This is a genomic window from Sediminibacterium sp. (genome assembly GCF_019264485.1).
In the GTDB taxonomy this organism is placed as follows: domain Bacteria; phylum Bacteroidota; class Bacteroidia; order Chitinophagales; family Chitinophagaceae; genus Sediminibacterium.
On the sequence record NZ_JAHVAA010000014.1, the window covers coordinates 292,459 to 315,309 of the forward strand.

Annotated in this window: 19 protein-coding genes; 10 read left to right on the forward strand and 9 right to left on the reverse strand. The window is 42.2% G+C overall.

Going from position 1 to position 22,851, the window contains the following annotated elements:
* Positions 1 to 150 precede the first annotated feature (150 nt).
* The 4 genes from KXJ59_RS12785 to KXJ59_RS12800 all read left to right on the forward strand — a co-directional run bounded on the left by KXJ59_RS12785 (position 151) and on the right by KXJ59_RS12800 (position 5,682).
* Entirely contained in the window at positions 151 to 2,412 is a 2,262-nt protein-coding gene (locus tag KXJ59_RS12785) for a bifunctional (p)ppGpp synthetase/guanosine-3',5'-bis(diphosphate) 3'-pyrophosphohydrolase (protein WP_295205229.1), read from the forward strand.
* 157 nt (positions 2,413 to 2,569) lie between these two features.
* Positions 2,570 to 3,832 carry an adenylosuccinate synthase gene (locus KXJ59_RS12790; RefSeq protein WP_295205232.1) on the forward strand — a complete coding sequence of 421 codons (1,263 nt, stop codon included), beginning with the start codon at positions 2,570 to 2,572 and terminating at the stop codon, positions 3,830 to 3,832.
* An 86-nt stretch (positions 3,833 to 3,918) separates the two neighbouring features.
* Positions 3,919 to 4,380, forward strand: a complete 462-nt coding sequence (locus KXJ59_RS12795) for a hypothetical protein (RefSeq protein ID WP_295205235.1) — start codon at positions 3,919 to 3,921, stop codon at positions 4,378 to 4,380.
* A gap of 69 nt (positions 4,381 to 4,449) precedes the next feature.
* Entirely contained in the window at positions 4,450 to 5,682 is a 1,233-nt protein-coding gene (locus tag KXJ59_RS12800; RefSeq protein ID WP_295205238.1) for an anthranilate synthase component I family protein, read from the forward strand.
* 2 nt (positions 5,683 to 5,684) lie between these two features.
* Here the strand turns inward: KXJ59_RS12800 and KXJ59_RS12805 are convergent, their stop codons facing one another.
* The 9 genes from KXJ59_RS12805 to pheT form a co-directional block, all read right to left on the reverse strand.
* Positions 5,685 to 6,746, reverse strand: coding sequence for a lytic transglycosylase domain-containing protein (locus KXJ59_RS12805; RefSeq protein ID WP_295205241.1), 1,062 nt, complete (start codon positions 6,744 to 6,746; stop codon positions 5,685 to 5,687).
* A gap of 70 nt (positions 6,747 to 6,816) precedes the next feature.
* Positions 6,817 to 8,253 carry an Asp-tRNA(Asn)/Glu-tRNA(Gln) amidotransferase subunit GatA gene (gene gatA, locus KXJ59_RS12810; protein ID WP_295205242.1) on the reverse strand — a complete coding sequence of 479 codons (1,437 nt, stop codon included), beginning with the start codon at positions 8,251 to 8,253 and terminating at the stop codon, positions 6,817 to 6,819.
* 28 nt (positions 8,254 to 8,281) lie between these two features.
* A complete protein-coding gene (locus KXJ59_RS12815; protein WP_295205245.1) occupies positions 8,282 to 8,491 on the reverse strand; it encodes a twin-arginine translocase TatA/TatE family subunit in 210 nt (69 codons plus the stop codon).
* Positions 8,492 to 8,625: 134 nt separating this feature from the next.
* Positions 8,626 to 8,976, reverse strand: coding sequence for a 50S ribosomal protein L19 (gene rplS / locus KXJ59_RS12820; RefSeq protein ID WP_295205248.1), 351 nt, complete (start codon positions 8,974 to 8,976; stop codon positions 8,626 to 8,628).
* A gap of 88 nt (positions 8,977 to 9,064) precedes the next feature.
* Positions 9,065 to 9,424 carry a four helix bundle protein gene (locus KXJ59_RS12825; protein ID WP_295205250.1) on the reverse strand — a complete coding sequence of 120 codons (360 nt, stop codon included), beginning with the start codon at positions 9,422 to 9,424 and terminating at the stop codon, positions 9,065 to 9,067.
* 97 nt (positions 9,425 to 9,521) lie between these two features.
* Positions 9,522 to 11,084: a ribonuclease Y gene (rny, locus tag KXJ59_RS12830; RefSeq protein ID WP_295205253.1), complete on the reverse strand. Its 1,563-nt coding sequence runs from the start codon at positions 11,082 to 11,084 to the stop codon at positions 9,522 to 9,524.
* Positions 11,085 to 11,253: 169 nt separating this feature from the next.
* Complete coding sequence (locus KXJ59_RS12835; protein ID WP_295205256.1) at positions 11,254 to 11,550, reverse strand: cell division protein ZapA; 297 nt, start codon at positions 11,548 to 11,550, stop codon at positions 11,254 to 11,256.
* A gap of 4 nt (positions 11,551 to 11,554) precedes the next feature.
* The gene (locus tag KXJ59_RS12840) at positions 11,555 to 11,842 is read right to left on the reverse strand and encodes a hypothetical protein (protein WP_295205259.1); all 288 of its coding nucleotides are present in this window, start codon (positions 11,840 to 11,842) and stop codon (positions 11,555 to 11,557) included.
* A 143-nt stretch (positions 11,843 to 11,985) separates the two neighbouring features.
* Positions 11,986 to 14,403, reverse strand: a complete 2,418-nt coding sequence (pheT, locus tag KXJ59_RS12845) for a phenylalanine--tRNA ligase subunit beta (protein ID WP_295205262.1) — start codon at positions 14,401 to 14,403, stop codon at positions 11,986 to 11,988.
* Positions 14,404 to 14,918: 515 nt separating this feature from the next.
* On the opposite strand from pheT, the gene dnaB reads away from it, so the two are divergent.
* From dnaB to KXJ59_RS12875, 6 genes are all read left to right on the forward strand, one after another.
* Positions 14,919 to 16,505, forward strand: coding sequence for a replicative DNA helicase (dnaB, locus tag KXJ59_RS12850; RefSeq protein ID WP_295205265.1), 1,587 nt, complete (start codon positions 14,919 to 14,921; stop codon positions 16,503 to 16,505).
* A gap of 71 nt (positions 16,506 to 16,576) precedes the next feature.
* The gene (locus tag KXJ59_RS12855; RefSeq protein WP_295205268.1) at positions 16,577 to 17,275 is read left to right on the forward strand and encodes an RsmE family RNA methyltransferase; all 699 of its coding nucleotides are present in this window, start codon (positions 16,577 to 16,579) and stop codon (positions 17,273 to 17,275) included.
* Positions 17,276 to 17,374: 99 nt separating this feature from the next.
* Positions 17,375 to 19,009 carry a L,D-transpeptidase family protein gene (locus tag KXJ59_RS12860; RefSeq protein WP_295205271.1) on the forward strand — a complete coding sequence of 545 codons (1,635 nt, stop codon included), beginning with the start codon at positions 17,375 to 17,377 and terminating at the stop codon, positions 19,007 to 19,009.
* 99 nt (positions 19,010 to 19,108) lie between these two features.
* Positions 19,109 to 20,281: a hypothetical protein gene (locus KXJ59_RS12865; protein WP_295205274.1), complete on the forward strand. Its 1,173-nt coding sequence runs from the start codon at positions 19,109 to 19,111 to the stop codon at positions 20,279 to 20,281.
* Between the two features lie 155 nt (positions 20,282 to 20,436).
* Positions 20,437 to 22,236, forward strand: coding sequence for a DNA polymerase III subunit gamma/tau (locus tag KXJ59_RS12870; protein WP_295205275.1), 1,800 nt, complete (start codon positions 20,437 to 20,439; stop codon positions 22,234 to 22,236).
* A 151-nt stretch (positions 22,237 to 22,387) separates the two neighbouring features.
* Positions 22,388 to 22,837 (forward strand): (4Fe-4S)-binding protein, encoded by a 450-nt coding sequence (locus KXJ59_RS12875; protein WP_295205278.1) that lies wholly within the window; start codon positions 22,388 to 22,390, stop codon positions 22,835 to 22,837.
* The last annotated feature ends 14 nt before the right edge of the window (positions 22,838 to 22,851 follow it).

Sequence of the window (22,851 nt, forward strand, 5' to 3'; positions counted from 1 at the left end):
TTACCGATGCTGTAAAATTTAGTTAAGATAGTGAGTAGTCAGGAGTGAATAGTGAGTGGATGTTGGAATTGATAAAACCGTAAGTCATACTCCAAAATACTCCCTACGCACTGCTGACTACTCACTCATTTCGTATATTCGTACATAGATATGGAGCAAGCGCAAGAAATACCGGTTGAGGCGGCATTACCCAAGTATAATCTGAATCCTGAACAGGAAAAAAATGAGATCATCAGGCATTATCGTGCATTATTGCGCAGCCTGAAATCGAAGCTGAAAAAAGGCGATAAAGAATTGGTGCGTCATGCATTTGAAATGGCTGCAGATGCCCATAAAACCATGCGCCGCAAAAGTGGAGAACCCTATATTCTGCACCCGATTGCCGTAGCCATGATTTGTGTGGAGGAAATTGGTTTGGGTGTACGTAGTACCATCTGCGCCCTTTTACACGATACCGTGGAAGACACCGATATCAGTCTGGAAGATGTGGAAAGAGAATTTGGTACCGAAATCGCCCGTATTGTTGATGGACTCACCAAGATTTCTACGGTGATAGACACCAATACTTCTCAACAGGCAGAGAATTTCAAAAAAATATTACTGACGCTGACCGATGATCCCCGCGTAATTCTCATTAAACTGGCCGACCGTTTACACAATATGCGTACGCTCGACCATATGAAGCGGGAGAAACAATTGAAAATTGCTTCTGAAACGGTTTGGGTATATGCACCACTGGCTCACCGGATGGGTTTATACAGCATAAAAACAGAACTGGAAGACCTCTCCATGAAATACATGGAGCCGGAAGCTTACAGGGATATCGCTAAAAAACTCGCCGAAACCAAACGTGAAAGAACCCGTTACATTAATGAATTTATTCGTCCGTTAAAAGAAAAAATGCAGGCGGGTAATTTCAATTTCGAAATTTATGGACGACCCAAAAGCATTCATTCCATCTGGAATAAAATAAAAAAGAAAGGAGTGGCTTTTGAAGAAGTATATGATCTCTTTGCCATTCGCGTAATTCTCGATTCACCCACCGAAAAAGAAAAAGAAGATTGCTGGAAAGTATACTCCATGATCACCGATGAATACAGCCCCTCTCCTGAACGTTTGCGCGACTGGCTGAGCAACCCCAAAAGCAATGGTTACGAAGCCTTGCATACGACGGTAATGGGACCACAGGGTAAGTGGGTGGAAGTGCAGATCCGTACCAAAAGAATGAACGAAATCGCTGAAAAAGGTCTGGCTGCCCATTACAAATACAAAGAAGGCAGTAACGATGAGGATCGTTTTGATAAATGGTTCGGACAAATACGTGAAGTGTTGAGTACACAGGATACAGAAGGGGTAGATTTTCTGCAAGACTTCAAAACATCATTTCTTGCCGAGGAGATTTATGTGTACACCCCAAAAGGTGAAGTAAAGATGTTACCTACAGGCAGTACGGCTTTGGATTTCGCTTTTTCTATTCACTCTGCCATTGGCTCCAAATGTATTGGCGCCAAAGTGCATCATAAACTGGTACCCATCAGCCATAAATTACGCAGTGGCGATCAGGTGGAGATCATTACAAGCAATAAACAAAAACCTTCAGAAGACTGGTTGGGTTTTGTGGTAACAGCCAAGGCACGCAACAAGATTAAAGACGCACTTAGAGAAGAGAAAAGAAAAATAGCCGAGGATGGTAAATATGTGCTGCAGCGAAAACTGGAGAGTATGGGTGCCGCTTACAGCCAGTATAATATGGAAGAGCTGGTTCAGTTTTACAAACTTCCTTCATCGCTCGATCTGCATTATAAAATTGCCACCAAAATAATTGACCTGAAAGAGCTCAAAGATTTTCAGGTGCTGGGCGATAAGATAGAAATTCCCAAACCCAAACCCATTATTCAGGAACCTCTTACTGATGTAACACAAAAAACATATGGTAAAAAAGAATCGGAGCTGATTATTTTTGGCGAGAGCAGTGACAAAATCATGTATTCACTGGCCAAATGCTGTAACCCTATTCCGGGCGATGACGTATTTGGTTTTGTGAGTACCGGCAAAGGGTTGATTATACACCGAACCGGTTGCCCCAATGCCGCGCAATTGCTGGCCAACTATGGTCACAGGGTTGTAAAAACCAAATGGGCAAAAAACAAAGAGATTTCCTTCCTGACCGGTCTGAAAATTATCGGACTGGATGATGTAGGGGTTATCAATAAAATAACCAATGTAATCAGTGGCGATCTGAGGATTAATATTGCAGGTTTAACCATTGAATCAAGGGAAGGCCTTTTTGAAGGTACCATCAAAGTATTCGTACACGATAAGGAAGAGCTGGAAGAACTGGTAGCCCGCCTTAAATCGCTCAATGGAATACAAACAGTTGATCGTTTTGACGCAGAAACAGAAGGGAAATAAAAGAATTCAAAAGCCAAAATTCAAAAGTCAAAAAAAGTCATTCTGAATTTTGACTTTTGGTTTTTGAATTTGATTTAGCCCTCTTTAAAAATATTCCTTCCCAAACACAACAAACCCCGAACTATCTCCTATTTTTGCCGCGATTCAAAGCAATATTATGGTCGACGTTATACTCGGGTTACAGTGGGGTGATGAAGGAAAAGGAAAGATTGTTGATTACTTCGCACCGGAATACGATATTATAGCCCGTTTTCAGGGTGGCCCCAATGCCGGGCACACTTTATATGTAGACGGAAAAAAAATGGTATTACACCAGATACCATCAGGTATTTTTCACCAGAACACCATTAATATTATCGGAAACGGGGTAGTACTTGATCCGGTAACCCTGAAAAGAGAATGCGATGCTGTTGCCGCCTATGGTGTAGATGTTCGTAAGAATCTTTTTATCTCACAGCGAACCAATATTATTGTTCCTACACACCGTGCGCTGGATAAAGCTTCAGAATTACAAAAAGGTGAATCAAAAATTGGCTCTACCTTAAAAGGTATCGGACCTGCTTATATGGATAAAACGGGTAGAAACGCCCTGCGGGTTGGAGATCTTTTACATCCGAATTTTTCAAAACAATATACCGACCTACGCAACAAGCACCAGGTTTTATTGGATAACTTCAACTTTACAGAAGATATTTCGGCATCTGAACAGGAATTTTTTGAGGCATTAGAATTCCTGAAGACCTTGAATGTGATTAATTGCGAATATTTTATCAACGATAATATCAGCAAAGGAAAAAAAGTACTGGCCGAAGGTGCACAGGGTAGTATGCTCGACATCGATTTTGGTACTTTCCCTTTTGTAACCTCATCCAATACCACTTCAGCAGGTGTTTGCACTGGTTTAGGTGTATCGCCCAGGCAAATTAACGATGTACTGGGTGTAACCAAAGCCTATTGTACCCGTGTAGGTGGTGGGCCCTTCCCTACCGAATTACATGATGCTACAGGTGAGGAACTCCGAAGAATAGGAAGCGAGTTTGGTGCTACTACGGGCCGTCCACGCCGCTGCGGCTGGATTGATCTGGTTGCACTGAAGTTTGCCTGTATGATCAATGGGGTATCCAAGATCATCATGACCAAAGCAGATGTACTGGATAGTTTTAATGAACTGAATGTTTGTACCGCGTATAACTTGGGTGGTACACAAACAACAGAAGTTCCTTTCCAGATGTCTGGAATAGATATTGAACCCGTCTGGAAAAGTTTTGCTGGCTGGAATATGGATACAACAGCCATAAAGGAAGCAGCAGCTTTACCCGAAACGATGTCAACTTATATTGATTTTATTAATAATTATGTGGGGGCACCCGTTAAATTTGTTTCCAATGGCCCCGGCCGGGAACAGATTGTAAGATTATAGTTTGTGGCATCGCATTTGTAACAGAAAAATTTTTTTGGTTAATAAGAATTTGCGTTGAAATTTTACGCAGTCAATCTTATTGGAATATGGCAGCAAAATCTGATAAGGATAATAAATCCTCCGCCCCGAAGAAAACAGCACTTAAAAATGCTGACGAGAAACCGTCTCCAAAAAGCAAGAAGCAAATGGAAGACGATGATGATGATTTGGATGAAGATGATGATGAAATGGATGTAAAACCTTCCGCAAAAAAAACAGCATCAAAATCTGCATCTAAAAAATCGAAAGATGAAGACGACGAAGATGATGAAGATGTAGATGAAGAAACTGGTGACGATTGGGAAAAGGGAGAAGAAGACGATGACTGGGATCCAGACTTCGACGAATTTGATATTCCTAAAAGCAAAGGGAAAAAAGTCAGCGGTGGCGCCAAGAAAAAAGGTGAAGAAGATGACGACGATTTTAAGTTAGACGAAGACTTCAAAGAATTTGATCTCTTCAACGATAAAAGCGGCGGATTTGATGATGACGACGATGATGATTTCTAGATCGTCCTAAACCAACTGCATATCACTCATTCTTTCCCGATAACAGATACCAAAGAATGTAAAGCGCAAATGTTGAGCTGGGTAAACCGGTTCAACATTTGTTCTTTTCTGGATAACCATCTATACCAGTCTGGCAATACAAACCTTGAATGTCTGGCAGCTTGTGGCAGTATTGCTCAAACCACAGACAATCCAAAGTTTGCAGAACTTGATGCTTTCCTGCAACAACAAAAGGGCAACTGGATATTCGGTCATATAGGATACGATAATAAAAATCAGGTTGAAACCCTTAGCTCCATTCATCCAGATGCCATTCAGTTTCCGGATCTGTTCTTTTTTGTTCCGGCAGTAGTATTAAAACTTCAGTACGATAAGCTGGAGATCAGCTGTTATGATCAAAGTAATCCGGAAGAGATATACCGGGAAATAATTTCTGTTCTACCTGTTGAGCCTGCAAAAACATCTTCATTAAAAATAGAGTCGCGTCTTAGCAGGAATGAATACATACAGATCATTCAACAACTCAAACAACATATACTACGTGGAGATTGTTATGAGATTAATTATTGCCAGGAATTTTATGCCACAGACATACAAATCGACCCGGTATCGCTGTATCAACAATTAACGGCTATTTCGCCCAATCCGTTTGCCTGCTATTATAAACACGAAAGCCGGCACCTGCTTTGCGCCAGCCCGGAAAGGTTTTTACAGAAAAAAGGAAGCCGGTTAATTTCACAACCCATCAAAGGAACGATTCAGCGAAACCTCCTGAATCAAGAAGCCGATACTCTTCTGCTTGAAGAATTGAAAGCAAGTGAAAAAGATAAAAGTGAAAATGTAATGGTGGTAGACCTGGTACGTAATGATCTCAGCAAGGTCTGTAAAGAAGGTTCAGTGAAAGTAAGTGAACTGTTTGGCATTTACAGTTTTCCACAGGTACACCAGATGATTTCTACCATTGAAGGTGAACTGGATGAAAATGTACCATTCTCTTCCATCCTCAAAGCCTGCTTCCCTATGGGTAGTATGACAGGCGCACCCAAAAAAAGAGTAATGGAACTGATTGAACAATATGAAAAAACAAAACGCGGTCTCTATTCCGGTGCAGTAGGTTATATTGATCCGAATGGCGATTTCGATTTTAATGTTGTCATCAGAAGTATCCTGTACAATGCAGCCAATCAATACCTCGGTTATCAGGTAGGCGGTGGTATCACTTTTTACAGTGATCCTGAAAAAGAATATGAAGAATGTTTATTGAAAGCAGCGGCTATCAGGAAAGTGCTGCAGGTAGAATAACATTATTTTGAAACGGCAGTTCCTTCCAGTAAAGCTTTAACCGATTCCATCAATAATTGTTGCTTTTTAGCATGGAAAATTGTTTCCTTGTCTTTCAGGATACGCATGGAGTATTTTTTTCCTTCTGCCAATGTCTTATCAAAACCCGGGTTCCATCGGTTAAACTGGTTAAGGTCCATCAGCAAGGCATTGGTAACTACCAGTGAATTATACCTTCCATTGATTTCTACTACAGCGGAGTTGTTTATCTCTTCCGGACTCAGTACTACTTCAGCACTGGTTTGCATAGCAGCTTTTTTCAGTTCGGTTTCTGCGGCCGTCATGGTAGTCCAGCCACCACTGCCTTCAAACACATAATGGGTACCAATGAATTTTTTTACATGGTTACGTGTTTCTTCCGGCAAATGGTATTGAAGGTCCCAGAAATCTTTGCTCCCCGATTTTCTGATGGCCTGTTTTACCCTACCGGCACCCGCGTTGTAAGCTGCCACTACCAGTAACCAGTCGTTGAACTCGGCATACAACTCACGCATGAGTTTGGCAGCAGCATGCGTACTTTTATAATAATCAGTGCGCTCGTCAACAGATCCTACCCTCAATCCAAAACGACGTGCTTCATAAGGCATCAACTGCCATGGACCAGCGGCACCTGCCCATGAAACCAGATTGGCACCCAACGAGCTTTCAATCACACTCAGGTATTTCATTTCGCGGGGCAGACCATAGACGGTTAAAATATTATCATAGAGATCCAGATAAGGTTTACCCCAGCTTTTCATTTTCTCCAGGTATTCGCCATTCTTCCGCACATATTCCTGTACAAAAGCCACGGCACGAGGATTTAACTGACCTGCATAAGGTTTTGAAGCATCGAAACGATTATTGGCAAAAAGACTTTTAAATGCAGTTTTATCGTTGAGTGAGTCTGAAAATGATTTTGATCCGTTTCCGGGGTCGGCGGTAAAAGACATAATACCCAGACTACCGGCTACAAAGGAAAAACCGATCAGCAAAGCTTTGCTGACGCTTATATGACTTTGTATACTAATACCGAACCACTTCATTCGTTGATTATCAATTTGTTTGAGTAAATGGGTGCAGTTGGGTTAGGGTTGTTGGAAGCAATCTGAACAGCTAAGCCAGTTCCATAAACTGCTTCGAAAGACGGAGCAAAGATACCTCATCGAACTGAGAAGTCATAATCTGGAGCCCGAAGGGCATTCCATTGGGGTGTTTGAACAAAGGCACCGAAATAGCCGGTATACCTACCAGATTGGCAAATACGGTATAGATATCGGCCAGGAACATGGCAACCTGGTCGTTTTGCATTTCACCTATTTTAAATGCCGGCGCGGGAACTGTAGGTGAAATGATGGCGTCGTACTGTTGAAAAATAGCTTGCGTACGTGTATGCAACAGTGATCTAACCTGCTGAGCCTTAGTGAAATAAGCATCAAAATAACCAGCGCTCAATACAAAGCTGCCAAGCATGATGCGCCGTTTTACTTCCTTACCAAAACCTTCCGAGCGGGAGGTTTTGTAGAGGGCATTCAGGTCCTCAAATTTCAGGGAGGAACGATGACCAAAACGTACCCCATCGAACCTGGAGAGATTGCTGGAGGCTTCAGCAGTTGTGAGGATATAATAAGTTGGAACCACATATTCAAGCAGTTCAAAATCAACCGGTTCTACGGTATGGCCCTGGTCTGTTAATTTTTTGATAAAGGCTTCTGTAGCTGTTCTTATAGCAGGGTCAAGACCTGTATGTTCCAGCGCTTCTTTGAAATAAGCAATTCTTTTAGGCGTAACGGCAGGGTTATCTATTTCATCCACATAAGCAGGTACGGGCTTAGTTGAAACGGTACTATCAAATTCATCGGCCCCGGCAATCACCTCTAAGGCAAGTGCCACATCGGCTATATTCGTTCCGAAAATACCAATCTGGTCAAAGGAAGAAGCGTAGGCAATCAATCCATAACGCGATATACGACCGTAGGTTGGTTTAAGACCAATGATACCACAGAAGTCTGCAGGCTGCCGTACTGAGCCTCCTGTATCGCTTCCCAGGCTAATCATGCAATGTCCGGCCTGCACAGCCACCGCCGACCCACCAGATGAACCACCGGGTACCCGCGAAGTATCAAGTGCATTTTTTACCGGTCCATATGCCGAGTGTTCATTGGTACTGCCCATTGCAAACTCATCGCAATTCTGCCGGCCGATGATAATGGCGCCGGCTTCTTTTAAACGGACTGTTGCCGTTGCATCGTAAATAGCTGTAAAATCTTTTAAGATATTTGAGGCTGCAGATACGGGATGATCCTTATAAGAGATTACATCTTTTAAACCAACAATTACACCATGTAAAGCTGTTAGTGGTTGGCCGGCTGAGCGAGATGCATCCAGTTGAGCAGCGAGGGCCAGTGCTTCATCTTCATACACACTGAGCCAGGCATTGAGTGCTGTATCACGCCGGATAGTATCTACATAAAAACGAACGGCCTCCACACAGGTGGTTTGGCCGTTCTGTAATGCGATATGATAGTCTTTGATTGTGCTGAAGCGAAACAAAGGCTAAGAGGCTTTTTAAATGAAAAATTTATTGTGCAGCCTGGTCTTTCTCCTTGATACCGTCTTCAATTTCTTTCTTCACGTTATTCTTTGCATCATTAAACTCACGGATACCTTTACCCAGACCACGCATAAACTCGGGAATTTTTCTGCCACCGAAGAGGATCAATACTGCCAACACAATAACAATCCATTCACTTCCACCGGGCATACCAAAAAGTAATGTAGACAACAACATTGTTTGTAATTTTTGTAGACTTCAAAAGTAAAACAAATTTGCTACCAAACTAAAAAACTATTCATAACGTAAACAAAAAAGCGGAAGCCGGTTTTATACCAACTTCCGCTTTTAATATGAGTAAGCAGATTTGCTTAGAAACGTTTTTCTTTAATACGTGCACTCTTACCGCTGCGCTCACGCAGGTAGTACAATTTAGCACGACGTACTTTACCGGTTTTGTTCAATACGATAGAATCAATATTTGGCGACAGGATGGGGAACAAACGCTCAACACCTACACCATCAGAAATTTTACGTACGGTAAAAGAAGCAGTAGCACCATTACCCTGCAATTTAATCACATCGCCACGAAAGCTCTGGATACGCTCTTTACCACCTTCAATGATCTTATAGTTTACAGTGACATTATCACCTGCTTTAAACTTAGGATACTCCTTCTTTACAGTTAACTGCTCGTGTACAAACTGAACTGCTGCGTTCATAACATTTAATTTTTGCGGACGGCAAAGGTAAGGAGGCAGTAGGGATTCTCCAAAAGTTTTTGAGCTGTTAGCTGTTAGCTGCTAGCTGCTAGCCGTCGGTTTTAATTTTATTAATGAAAGCGAGAAGCATTTTTTGTTCTTCGGACAGTTTATAAAGTATTGATTTACTTATACTTAAATCTCCGTAACACAACGCTTCCGCTAGCAAGACATGCGTTTCTAACTCATAACTAGAACCAAGTGCGATTTCAAGAAAATGTGCATACTCTCTTGCGCTTTTCCTACTACTACCTTCCGCAATATTAGCAGGTATTGAAACCGCGGCTCTTGTAATCTGGTTTACAAGAGCATATTTTTCTTCCTTTGGGAAAGCAGATACGAGAATATAACATTCTTTCGCAATATCAAAACCTAATTGCCAGACCTTGAGTTTTTTAAAATTTATCATGTTTTTTAGCCACAATAATAAAGAAAGCCACTTCGGTACAAACGAAGCAGCTCTCTTTATATCGTAAACTAGCAGCTAGCAGCTAGTAGCCTTCTTCCTACCTCGCCACATTCACCGCTCTCTTCTCTCTGATCACGGTAACCTTAATCTGTCCGGGATAGGTCATTTCGGTTTGAATTTTCTGGGCTATTTCGAAGCTGAGTTTATCGCTGTCGCCGTCGCTAACTTTTTCTGCTTCCACAATTACCCTCAACTCTCTACCAGCCTGAATAGCATAGGCTTTTTCAACACCCTGATAAGCCAGTGCCAGGTTCTCAAGGTCCTTAATACGCTGTAAATATTGTTGCATAATCTCCCTGCGTGCACCCGGACGTGCACCACTGATGGCATCACAAGCCTGTACAATCGGAGAAATTACATATTGCATTTCCATTTCATCGTGGTGGGCACCAATGGCGTTTACCACCGCGGGGTTCTCACCATATTTTTCAGCCAGCTTGGCACCCAACAATGCGTGGCTCAATTCAGTTTCTTCATCAGGTACTTTACCAATATCGTGCAGTAAACCCGCGCGTTTGGCCAGTTTAGGATTCATTCCCAGCTCTGCCGCCATAATGCCACAAAGATTTGCTGTTTCGCGACTGTGCATCAGCAGGTTTTGTCCGTAAGAAGAACGGAAACGCATTTTACCTACAATGCGGATCAGCTCTTTATGCAGACCATGAATACCCATTTCAATCACCGTACGCTCTCCTATTTCCATCACCTGTTCTTCCAACTGGCGACGTGTTTTTTCTACCACTTCTTCAATACGGGCGGGGTGAATACGTCCGTCGGCAACCAATCGCTGTAAACTCAAACGTGCAATCTCTCTCCTCAATGGATCGAAAGAAGAAAGAATAATGGCTTCCGGTGTATCATCTACAATCAGGTCAACACCTGTTGCAGCTTCAATGGCACGGATATTACGACCCTCCCGGCCAATGATCTGTCCTTTGATTTCATCGGTTTCGAGGTTGAAGACAGTAACTGTATTTTCGATAGTCTGCTCAGCAGCGGTACGCTGAATCGATTGAATGACAATCTTTCTAGCTTCCTTATTGGCTTTCTGTTTGGCATCTTCTATGATTTCCTGCTGCATGGAAAGTGCCCTTGTTTGAGCTTCCTGACGCAGGCTTTCTATCAATTGTGCCCTTGCTTCTTCCGCACTGAGTGCCGCAATTTTTTCCAGGCGACGTATATGTTCTTCCTGGTGTTTCTCCAGTTCGGTGCGTTTCTGGTTTACCACTTCAATCTGGCGGTTGAGGTTTTCCTTGATCGCCTCATTTTCTTTAATCTGTTTGTCTAAAGCAGTTTCTTTCTGGTTGATGGAAATTTCTTTCTGCTTGGCACGGTTCTCCGACTCGCTGATTTTGCGGTTGCGCTCGTTTACCTCACGCTCATGTTCTGCTTTCAGCTGAACAAAACGTTCTTTTGCCTCAAGCTGTTTTTCTTTTTTAATTGTTTCAGACCTGAGTTCGGCCTCTTTGAGAATGTTTTGTGCCTGTAAATGGGCATCGTCGATCTGTTTTTGGGTGTTTTTGGCAAAAATAAATTTACCTGCTATCAACCCCACGATCAATGATACGGCTCCGGTTATTATCAAGACAATCGTCTCCATGTTGTTGGTCAATTTTTAAATAGTTCAGAATCATTGGTTCACAATTACACATCACAATTTACCATAATGGGTAAACGGATAAAAGCGAAGATAATTAAATACGTAGAAGAAAAGTGAAATAAGGGTAGGAAAGTCCATAGTTGATAGACCATGGCCTATAGACTATGGTCTATTGGCTCTCCTCCAGGGCCTTATCGAGCTGACGCTCCAGGCTGCTGAGTTTATCGGCGGCTTCCTGCCATTTTACCAATTCAATACCACTTTGGTTTTGTTCGGTGGCAAACCAGAGTAGTACCATGGCTACATAGTCCTGCATATCCTTACCAGCAAGGTTATTCCGGAATTCTGTGATCTTATCATTGATGAGATTGGCGGTTTTGCGCACCATTTCCTCGTCAGCTGCTTCAATACGAAGACGGTAACTGCGGTCGGCAATAACAATATTTACAGGTATCAGTTCTGCCATGGAATCAGGTGTTTAATAAAGCCAGACATTTATCAATCTCTTTCAGGTAGCCGTTGATGCGTTTTTCGAGCAATGCTTTTTCTTCCGGTGATTGTGCCGATGTACCCAGTTTTTGTGCATCAATCTGTTGCTGGAGCGCATATATATGCTCATCGCGCTGAATCAACAGTTGCTGACTTTTCTCCAGCTCCTTTTGTATACGCTGGTTCTCCCGGGTCAATACCTGATGACTCTTCAGCAATAACTGAAGTTTGTCCTGCACAGCTCTAATATGTAGCTCAAGGTCTACCATCTCTCTAAGTTAACTTCATTTTTAAGCGTTACTGCATTTTTAGTGCACCAGTTATACACGGGTAGTTAGTGAGTAGTCAGTAGTGAGTAGTCAGTAGTGAGTAAGGGGTAAACACTCACTACTGACTACTGACTACTCACTACTCACTTCCTAATCTCCGCCCCAAGCTCTTTCTCCAACCCCTGCACCAGCTTACCCATCATAGCATCTGCTTCTTTGTCGGTAAGCGTTTTTTCTTCATCCACAAAAGTGAAACTGATGGCCATCGATTTTTTTCCTGCTCCCAGTTTATCGCTTTCAAATACATCGAACAAGCGCATATCCTGCAGGCGTGATAATTTCAGTTTCTGCACAACGGTTTCAATAGCAGCATAAGTAGTGTTACTGTTTACCACCATCGCAAGATCGCGTTGCATCGCTGGAAACTTACTCACTTCCTGGTAAACTATTTTTTGTTTGCGTACTGCTTTTACCAAAGCAGCATAATCAATATCAACAAAAACTACTGTTTGTTTGATGTCGAAAGCAGTTGCAGTTTTCTTCTCAACTTCAGTTACTGTGCCTACCTCTATCTTACCTGCAAACAATACAAGCAGATTCGAATTGTCGACTGATGGCTGTAGCTGAACTGATGATATGCCCGCCAGTTGCACTATTGCTTTGGCAATTCCTTTACCATAATAAATATCAAAAGCATCAGGTTTTTCTTTCCAGCCGGCTTCATGTGCCTGACCGGTAAGGTAGATGCATAAATGTTCTGCTTCTGCATACTCACCTGTGCCGGTTGTGGCATAGGTTTTACCAAATTCAAACAACTGCAGGTTTTGGTTTTTCCTGTTCAGGTTATAGGCAATGGTTTCCAAACCGGTTTCGAGCATGGAAGGTCTTAATACATCCAGTTCGGCACTCAGGTTATTGATCATTTTCACTGTTCCACCCAATACTTCTTCCGAAAAATATTTACTGTTGGTGATGGAGTTGGTGAGAATTTCAACAAAACCCAATCCTACCAAATATCCGGCTATCTTATCTTTCAACGCTTCCTTCATCCCCAGTTGCTCTACTGCAGGGCTGATAGTGATAGATGTAGGTATTTCAATATTATCCAGCCCATCAATCCTGATAATTTCTTCAACAATATCCGCTGGTATGCTTATATCGGGTTTGCTATAAGGCACTGCAACAGTAAGTTCATCAATATCTTCTTTCGTCACTTCAAAACCCAGTGCTTTGAGGATACGTTTTACATTTTCGGGGTGATAATTTTTACCACTCAGTTTTTTAATGTAATGGTATTTTACAGCTACTTCTTTTTTAGGTTGTGGTTGCGGATATACATCTACCACATCACTTGAAATAACACCACCGGCCACTTCTTTAATCAATAATGCAGCTCTTTGTAATACCTGAACACAGTTAGAAATATCCACACCTTTCTCAAAACGGGTAGCGGCTTCGGTTCTTAATCCATGACGTAAAGATGTTTTACGAATGGAAACAGGATGAAACCAGGCACTTTCCAGAAAAATATTTTTTGTAGTTGTATTTACGCCGCTTTTTGTACCACCAAATACGCCGGCAATACACATACCGTCTGCAGTATTACAAATCATGAGATCTTCTGCAGATAGTTTTCTTTCCTTCTCATCGAGCGTAATAAAACTGGTTCCCTCAGCCATATTCTTTACAATTACTTCTCCGCCTGTAATAGCGTCTGCGTTAAAAGCATGAAGTGGCTGACCTGTTTCATGTAAAATATAATTGGTAATGTCTACTATATTATTGATGGGTCTTTGTCCGATTGCCATCAAACGGTTTTTTAACCAGGCAGGAGACTCCTGTACAGTTACCCCGCTAATGCTAACACCCGCATAGCGCGGACATGCTTCCGTATTTTCCACCTTAACCCTGATGGGCAGGCTGTTATTGTCAACTTTAAACTCGTTACTAAATGGTGTAACCGGTTTTGTTTCCTTTTCATGATGGGTAAGATAAGCGCATACATCTTTAGCCACACCCAGATGACTCATCGCATCCATTCTGTTTGGCGTAAGACCAATTTCATAGATCCAGTCGGAATAAGGTGAAAAGAAATCGGCAGCAGGCTGGCCGGGTTTCGCATCGGCCGGTAGTACCATAATCCCGTCATGACTTGTACCTACTCCAATTTCATCTTCGGCGCAAATCATACCATGGCTTTCCACTCCGCGAATTTTGGCCACTTTCATGGTGAGGGGTTCACCGGTTACAGGATAAATAGTAGTACCCACTGTTGCAACCACTACTTTTTGTCCGGCGGCTACATTGGCAGCACCGCAAACCACTTGTAACACAGTATCTCCGCCAACGTTTACCGTTGTTACTTTCAGTTTATCGGCATTCGGGTGTTGCTCGCAGGTAAGTACTTCTCCTATTACCAGACCTTTCAATCCACCTTTAATGCTTTCATACGCTTCCAGGCTTTCTACTTCCAGACCGATAGCGGTCAGGATTTTTGACAAAGCTTCTGGTTCGATGGTACGGGGAAGATATTCACTCAGCCAATTGTAACTAATGGTCATATTCGGTTGCTCTTTTCGGGGCGTAAAAGTAAGGATAATAAGCGGCAAAGCCGTTGGCTTTGAGCTGCTAGCCGCTAGCTGCTAGCTCCAAGCCATTATTTAACGGCAGCTTGCTTCTATTTCGAAGGTCGTAAATACTAAAAACAGATCCATCTGACAGATAGAAGCTAGCTGCTAGTAGCTTTTTCCAGTTACGTTTTTTCTTCCTCCCCAACCCCCTTTTTCTAAAATTTCTTTGTACACACCTATTTGTGTATTTCCTGTGCCGGGAGGCGGAAAACTTTTGATTTTGGGGGATAAGCTTTGTAATTTGTGTGAATAGAGCAGTGAATAACCTGCGTGGAACTGTGAATAGCTGTGGATGAAAAATGGCAAAGAAAAATTTTAAGATGAAAAAATTCTACGCCATATTCGCTCCCCCTAACTGCCGAGGTAACAATTCCGTAACATGGAACAGCCACTAAGGATTCGGATAGGTTTCTTACTAACAACCAACTAAAAGAATAGCTACGAAGATGGACCTGACCAGCCTAAATAAAGACCGCAAAAGAAGAAAACCTGCAATAGACCTCAGCACCATGGTATATGGCAAAGTACCGCCACAAGCCAAAGAACTGGAGGAAGCGGTACTGGGCGCCATTATGCTGGAGAAAAGTGCCTTTGATACCGTTACTGAGATTGTTAAACCGGAATGTTTTTATGTAGAAGCACATCAGCTCATCTTCAGGGCCATGCAGGGTTTACAACAGAAGAGTATGCCCATCGATATCCTCACAGTAGTGGAGGAATTGAAAATGCGTGAGCAGTTAGATGTAGTGGGTGGCCCCTATTATGTTACCAAACTTACCAATGCCGTTGTATCTACCGCCAATATTGATGCCCATGCCCGTATTGTGTTACAGAAATTTATTCAGCGCGAACTGATACGCATCAGCGGTGAAATTATTGGGGATGCGTATGAAGACAGCACCGATGTATTTGATTTACTGGACGACAGTGAAACAAAGATGTTCAACATCACCAACAATTACCTGAAAAAGAATTTTGAAGACATCGGAAACGTACTCGCCAAAACCATCAACCGTATTGATGAGTTGCGTACCAAAACAGAAGATATATCTGGTGTACCCAGTGGTTTTCCTACACTCGACCGGATTACCTATGGCTGGCAGCCAACCGATCTTATTATCCTTGCAGCACGTCCATCTGTAGGTAAAACTGCATTTGCATTAAACCTTGCGCGCAATGCTGCCTTACACCCTACCAAACCTATTCCTATTGGTTTCTTCTCACTGGAGATGAGCGCCGCACAGTTGGTGCAACGTATCCTGAGTGCCGAGAGTGAAATTAAAATGGAGAAAATAAGCCGTGGTAAACTGGAAGATTATGAGTACCAGCAATTACACAGCAAGGGTATTAAAAAACTGGAAACGGCCCCTATTTATATTGATGATACCGCAGCACTGAACATTTTCGAATTCCGTGCCAAAGCACGTCGTCTGGTAAACAAACACAATGTAGGCATCATCATCATCGACTACCTGCAGCTGATGAGTGGCAGCGGCGACCGTAACAATAACCGCGAACAGGAAATCAGCAATATCTCCCGAAACCTGAAAGCACTGGCAAAAGAACTGGGTATTCCCATTATTGCACTCAGCCAGTTGAGTCGTGCCGTTGAAACACGCAAGGAAAGTAAGATGCCACAGTTGAGTGATCTTCGCGAATCGGGTGCCATTGAGCAGGATGCCGATATGGTTATGTTTATTTATCGCCCCGAATATTACGAAGTAATGAACAATGAAATGGGAGAAAGCACACATGGTGAAACACATATACGTATTGCCAAACACCGTAATGGTTCGCTTGAAACCATAAAACTGCGTGCCAAACTGGAGATCCAGAAATTTGAAGAATGGGAAGCTGATGGTGGTGGATTTGGCGGAGGTAACTGGAAACCCGTTGCACCAGGCACCGTACCTACCGGTGGCGGATCAGCAGCAGGAGGAGATGCGGGCAAACTTTTTATCCAGAAAGGCAGTAAAATGAATGGCGGCGATTTTGATGAAGGATTTGATGCAGAAAATGACGCGCCCTTTTAAATAAGAAATAAGGTCCAAAGGACTCCCCTGGAGAATAGGAAATAAGTAATAAGAAAGTAGTTTGAATAATTATGGCTTTACCTTACTTCTTTGAACCATCTGTTTCATTTACTTCCACACATTTTCAGTTGAGTGAGGAAACAAGCAAGCATTGTATTCAGGTATTGAGAATGAAATCGGGAGAAGCACTTGAACTTACCAATGGAAAAGGCGGCTTGTACACCGCAAGTATTGCACAGGAAGATAAAAGACATTGTACCGTTGTTATTGAAAAAGAAACCATTGTTCCTGCACCAGAAAAACAAATCAGTATTGCCATTTCGCTTTTGAAAAATGCCAGTCGTTTTGAATGGTTTTTAGAGAAAGCAACTGAAATAGGGATAACCGAAATTATACCACTTATTTGTACCCGCACTGAACATACACGTTTTCGTTTCGATCGCATGCAGCAGATATTAGTGGCAGCCATGTTGCAAAGTCAGCAGAGCTGGCTACCAACATTACATGAACCAGTCAAGATTGGTACACTCATTCATAACGCTACGCAAACGCAAAAACTGATAGCGCATTGCGAGGAAAATAAGAAGACATCATTAGCTGGTATTAAAACAGAAAACAACTCACTCCTGCTGATTGGTCCGGAAGGCGATTTTACACCCCAGGAAATTACAATGGCCCTTGATAAGGGTTTTGAACCCGTTTCACTTGGCAATACCAGATTGAGAACGGAGACTGCGGGTATTGTGGGGGCTACATTGCTTTCAATATAATTAGAATGCCACTGAAGACACAGAAAAGCACTAAATATTTCTGTGTTTTTCTGTGCCCTCAGTGGCATTTTTTATTCCCCTCTTTCGTATATTCATCACATGAGCAAAGCACTGATCGTTTCTTCTATATTCCTGGCACTACTATATTCTTCCTGCAAAAATGGCAAAAGCAGAAAACCCGTAATACGCGATACAAGTATTACCACAGTTACATCTTTTAACAACCTGTTCATGGACAGCACAAGGCTGTCTGCTTTTTTATCTAACCACCGTCAATATCAAAATTTCACACAGCAATTCAACGATTTTTATAAGGACAGGAATTATGCTTATGCATGGTTTGACTCTGCAGGACTGGCTGAACAGGCATTGAACTTTAATAACCTGCAACAAAACTATATTGCCAGTTTTTCAGACAGTAGTATTTACAACCCTGTACTCGACTCTTTGCTAAAAGGTATGCAGACAACTGCACCAAAGAAAAAAATTGCAGATTCACAGATATTGGAAACAGAACTTTTATTAACCGGTCAGTTTTTCCAATACGCAGCCAAAGTATATAAAGGAAGCGATATTGATGCAGCAGAACTTGGCTGGTTTATTCCACGAAAAAAAATAGATGTGCATGCCTTACTCGATTCCACCATCCTGCATAAATCGGCAGAAGCATATGCACCACAGAATAGCCAGTATAAACGCTTACAGCAATTTGTACAAACCTATAGCCGCCTCAGTAAAGAAACCAGCTTTGATTCCATCCCTACTTTAAAAAAATCTTTACGTAAAGGAGATTCGTCAGAAATCATTTTACCAATAAAAAAACACCTGGAATTATTGGGTGATCTTACCCAAAACGACGGCTCTCCTTTTTTTGATACCGCTCTTGTATTGGCCACCAAACAATACCAGCAAAGAATGGGCCTTACTGTAGATGGCGTCATCGGCAATAAAATGATCGCCGAACTAAACGTTCCTATGAAACAACGCCTGCGCCAGATACTCATTAACCTCGAACGACTTCGCTGGATGCCACCTGAAAAAGACACCAACTATATCCTGGTAAACATCCCCGAATTTATGATGCATGTTTATGATAGTGGCAGACTTCAATTCAATATCAATGTCATTGTTGGTACATCAGCCAACAGTACCGTTATTTTCAATGATCGTTTACAATACATTGTTTTCAGTCCATACTGGAACGTTCCGGAAAGTATTGTTCGGGGTGAAATATTACCTGGCATTAAAAAGAATCCCAATTACCTCGCCAAACACAATATGGAAATTGTAAAACAAGCCAGTGTTCCCGTCATCAGGCAAATGCCCGGGCCAGCCAACTCACTGGGACTTGTAAAATTTCTCTTTCCCAATAATTATAGCATCTATTTTCATGACACCCCTAACCGAAATCTTTTTTCGCAGAGCAGTAGAAGTTTTAGTCATGGTTGTATCCGTGTGGGCGAACCCAAAAAACTGGCGCAATACCTTTTAAGAAGCGACAGTAACTGGACCACTCAAAAAATAGACAGTGCCATGCATCTTAAAAAAGAAAAATGGGTGCCACTGAAAAAATCGATCCCTGTTTTCATCGTTTATTTCACTGCCTGGGTTAATCAGGAGGGACAACTGAATTTCAGAAAGGATATTTATAAACATGATGAGAAGATGGCGATGAAGTTGTTTAGTCAGGAGTCCGGAAGTCTGATGTCGGAAAGTCCGGAAGAAGGACACTAACACCAATAACTTTCTCCCAAACTTCCCGACTCCCGGTCTTTCGGACTTTCCGACTTTCGGTCTTTCCGACTTTCTTACATTTGTATAAACCGTTTAACCATGCACCTGATTGAGGTTAATGATAATGTTACTGTAAAGGCTTTTCTGGAAGTGAGTGCTTCGCTTAACCGTCACAATCCTGCTTATATCCGTCCGTTAGATAATGAGGTGAGCGATGTATTCAATCCGGATAAGAATAAACAGTTCAAATACGGTACTGCCAAACGCTGGATCGTAGAAACGGATGAAGGAGAACCTGTTGGCCGTATCGCTGCATTTACCAGCAGCAAATACATCAATAAAGGAACCGATTTTGCAACCGGCGGTGTTGGTTTTTTTGACTGCATCAACGACCAGGCTACAGCCAATCTTTTATTTGATACTGCCAGGCAATGGCTCATTGAACAGGGTATGGAAGCCATGGATGGACCTATAAATTATGGCGACCGTGATAAATGGTGGGGATTGATGGTTGAAGGATTTGATAAAGAACCCATGTATGGTATGTCGTTTAATCCCGATTACTATGAACAGCTTTTTGTGAATTATGGCTTTCAGAATTATTATAACCAGTATTATTATTCCATGAAAGTGGATGATCCGCTCCCTCCTCGTTTCGCAGAGCGGCATGCCAAGTTCAAAGCCAAACCCGGTTATGAAGCAAGACATGCCAAATTATCGGAACTGGAGAAATATGCAGGCGATTTTGCCACTGTGTATAATGCTGCCTGGGCACAACATGGAGAGAATAAAGAGATTACCCAAGACCAGGTGATCAAACTCTTCAATACCATGAAACCCATTATGGATGAGAGGGTCGTATGGTTTGCCTATTACAAAGAAGAGCCCATCGCCATGTTCATTAATATTCCCGATATCAACCAGTATTTCAAACATTTTAACGGCAAATTCGGGCTCTGGCAAAAGCTGCACCTGTTATGGATGAAAAAAACAGGAGCCTGCAAGCGACTCACCGGTTTGGCTTTTGGCGTAGTACCAAAATACCAGGCATTGGGTATCGATAGTTTTATGATCAATGAATGTGCTTTGCTCATTCAGAATACTGGCTGGTATTATGAATATGAAATGGGCTGGGCCGGCGACTGGAATCCCAAAATGCTGAATATATACAAAAGCCTGGGCGGAGTACCAAGTCGCCGCATGGTTACTTTCCGCTATTTGTTCGATCGGAGCAAGGAGTTTGAAAGGCATCCGGAGATGGAGTATAAATAAGCTACTAGCTTCTAGCCACTAGCTGCTAGCTATAAGAAAGTGTTTTTCTCATTCCACTAGCAGCTAGAAGCTAGTAGCTATTTTTTCACATTCCGCTAGAAGCTAAAAGCTAGCAGATAGAAGCTACCAGCTTCTCCTTATATTGCACCACTGATATGGATAATAAATTCATTGTTTCGGCGCGTAAGTATAGACCACAGAATTTTAATACGGTGGTGGGGCAGTCGCATATTACAACCACACTAAGAAATGCCATCAAAAACAACCAGTTGGCGCATGCCTTTTTGTTTTGTGGTCCAAGGGGTGTGGGCAAAACAACCTGTGCACGTATACTGGCTAAAACAATTAATTGTACCAATCCAACTGCCGAAGGCGAAGCCTGTAACAGTTGTAATAGTTGTGTTTCATTTGAAAGCGGCACATCGCTCAATATACATGAGCTGGATGCGGCAAGCAATAACTCTGTTGAAGACATCCGTTCACTCGTAGAACAGGTGCGTTTTGCACCACAGGCAGGTAAATACAAAGTATATATTGTAGATGAGGTACACATGCTCAGTGCCAGTGCCTTTAATGCTTTCCTGAAAACACTGGAAGAACCTCCTTCCTATGCCATTTTCATTTTAGCTACCACAGAAAAACATAAAATACTACCTACCATCCTGAGTCGATGCCAGATTTTCGATTTCAAACGCATCACCAATAACGATACGGTAGAACACCTGCAGGAAATTGTTGAGAAAGAATCTATAAAAGCAGAAAAAGCCGCCCTTCAGGTAATAGCGCAGAAGAGCGAAGGTTGTATGCGCGATTCATTGAGCATACTCGATAAGATTGTAAGTTTTACCAATGGTACAGTAACATATCAAAATACATTAGAACACCTCAATATCCTGGATGAAGATTATTATTTCAGGTTGCTGTCTTCCTTACAACAACAGGATATGGCTGGTGCCATGTTATTATTTGATGAAATCAACCGAAAAGGTTTTGAAGGCGATTTGGTCATCAATGGTTTTGCAGAATTCATCCGTAACCTCCTGGTTTGTAAGGACCCGAAGTCTGCCACTTTATTAGATGTGGTGGAAGGCTTACAGGAAAAATATGTACAAACCGCTTCATCAATTGGTATGTCGTACCTGGTGAGTGCCCTTAATATTTTGAATGAAGCAGAGATACAGTTCAAAATGGCTCGCAACAAACGCCTGCATGTAGAACTCACCATTATCAAACTCAATTTCCTGCAACAGGCCATTGAACTTTCCATGGAAAATGGACAGGTTGTTAAAAAAAAACGACTTGATGGTCCGGTAGCTTTCCGAACAAGGCCCATTCCATCTATGCAGGTAAAAGCGGCACCTGAATCAACTTCTCCCAGGTTATATATTGAAGAGAAAAAAACAGTGGTGTCCGCACCTGCTTCAACAACAGCCCCACCTAAACCCGTACCAGCCGGCACCAATACCAATAAACCGGTTATGCCAGCAACCGGCAATGGCCCAAAGAAAAGTTTGCTGGATGCACTGCGTGAAAAAGTAGGCGATCAGTATGCCATTGAAGAAGTAAAAGAAGCTGAAGTGCTGAACATGGAGAAACTCACACAATGCTGGAATGAATATGCCGTAAAACTGGAACAGCAACAAAAACATTCATCGGCAGGTACATTTAAAATGGCACAGTTACAGATTGAAGACGATATTCATTTTACCGTAAGTGTTCCGGCATTAACAGCCCAGAAATTTGTGGAACAGGAGAGAATGATGCTGATTGATTTTATACAAACTGCATTTAATAACAGGGCCATTGTATTCAATATCCTGGTAGAAACCACTGAAAAAGAAGAAGTGCCCGTTCATATGCGACTCAACAGTAAACAAAAATTTGAACGCATCGCCGAACAATATCCGCTGGTTAAAGAATTAAGAGACCGGTTGAAACTTGAGATTGATTATTGAATAATTCAAAATTAAAAATCCAAAAAAAATCTCCTGTAAGCCTTTCAAACAAAGCATATACATTATCTTACTTAGTGATTCATTTTTTTGAATTTTGAATTTTGAATTTTGAATTCTTCATAACTTACTCATCAATTCATTCTCCTGCCCCATGCCAAAATCAACTTTCAAATACACCAATAATGAAGTAACGGTAGTCTGGAAACCAGACACCTGTATTCACAGCCGTATTTGCTGGACACAGTTACGCGAGGTTTTTGACCCGGCCAGAAAACCATGGATCGCCATGGAAGCAGCTACCACTGAGGCCATTATTGAACAGGTGAGAAAATGTCCGAGCGGTGCATTAAGTTATTTTCTTAATGCTGAAGGAGAAAGTACAGAGCAAAAAGACATACAGGCAGAAGCTGCCAGCATTTTAAATATCGAGATCAAAAAAAACGGCCCCATACTTATTACCACCGATTGTACAATTACCCATGGCGATGGCAGTAAAGAAACCAAACAAGGCACTACCGCTCTTTGCCGCTGCGGACAATCAGCCAACAAACCGTATTGTGATGGTACGCACAGGAAAGTAGGGTTTGAAACGGAAAGGTAGTGAACAGAAGAACA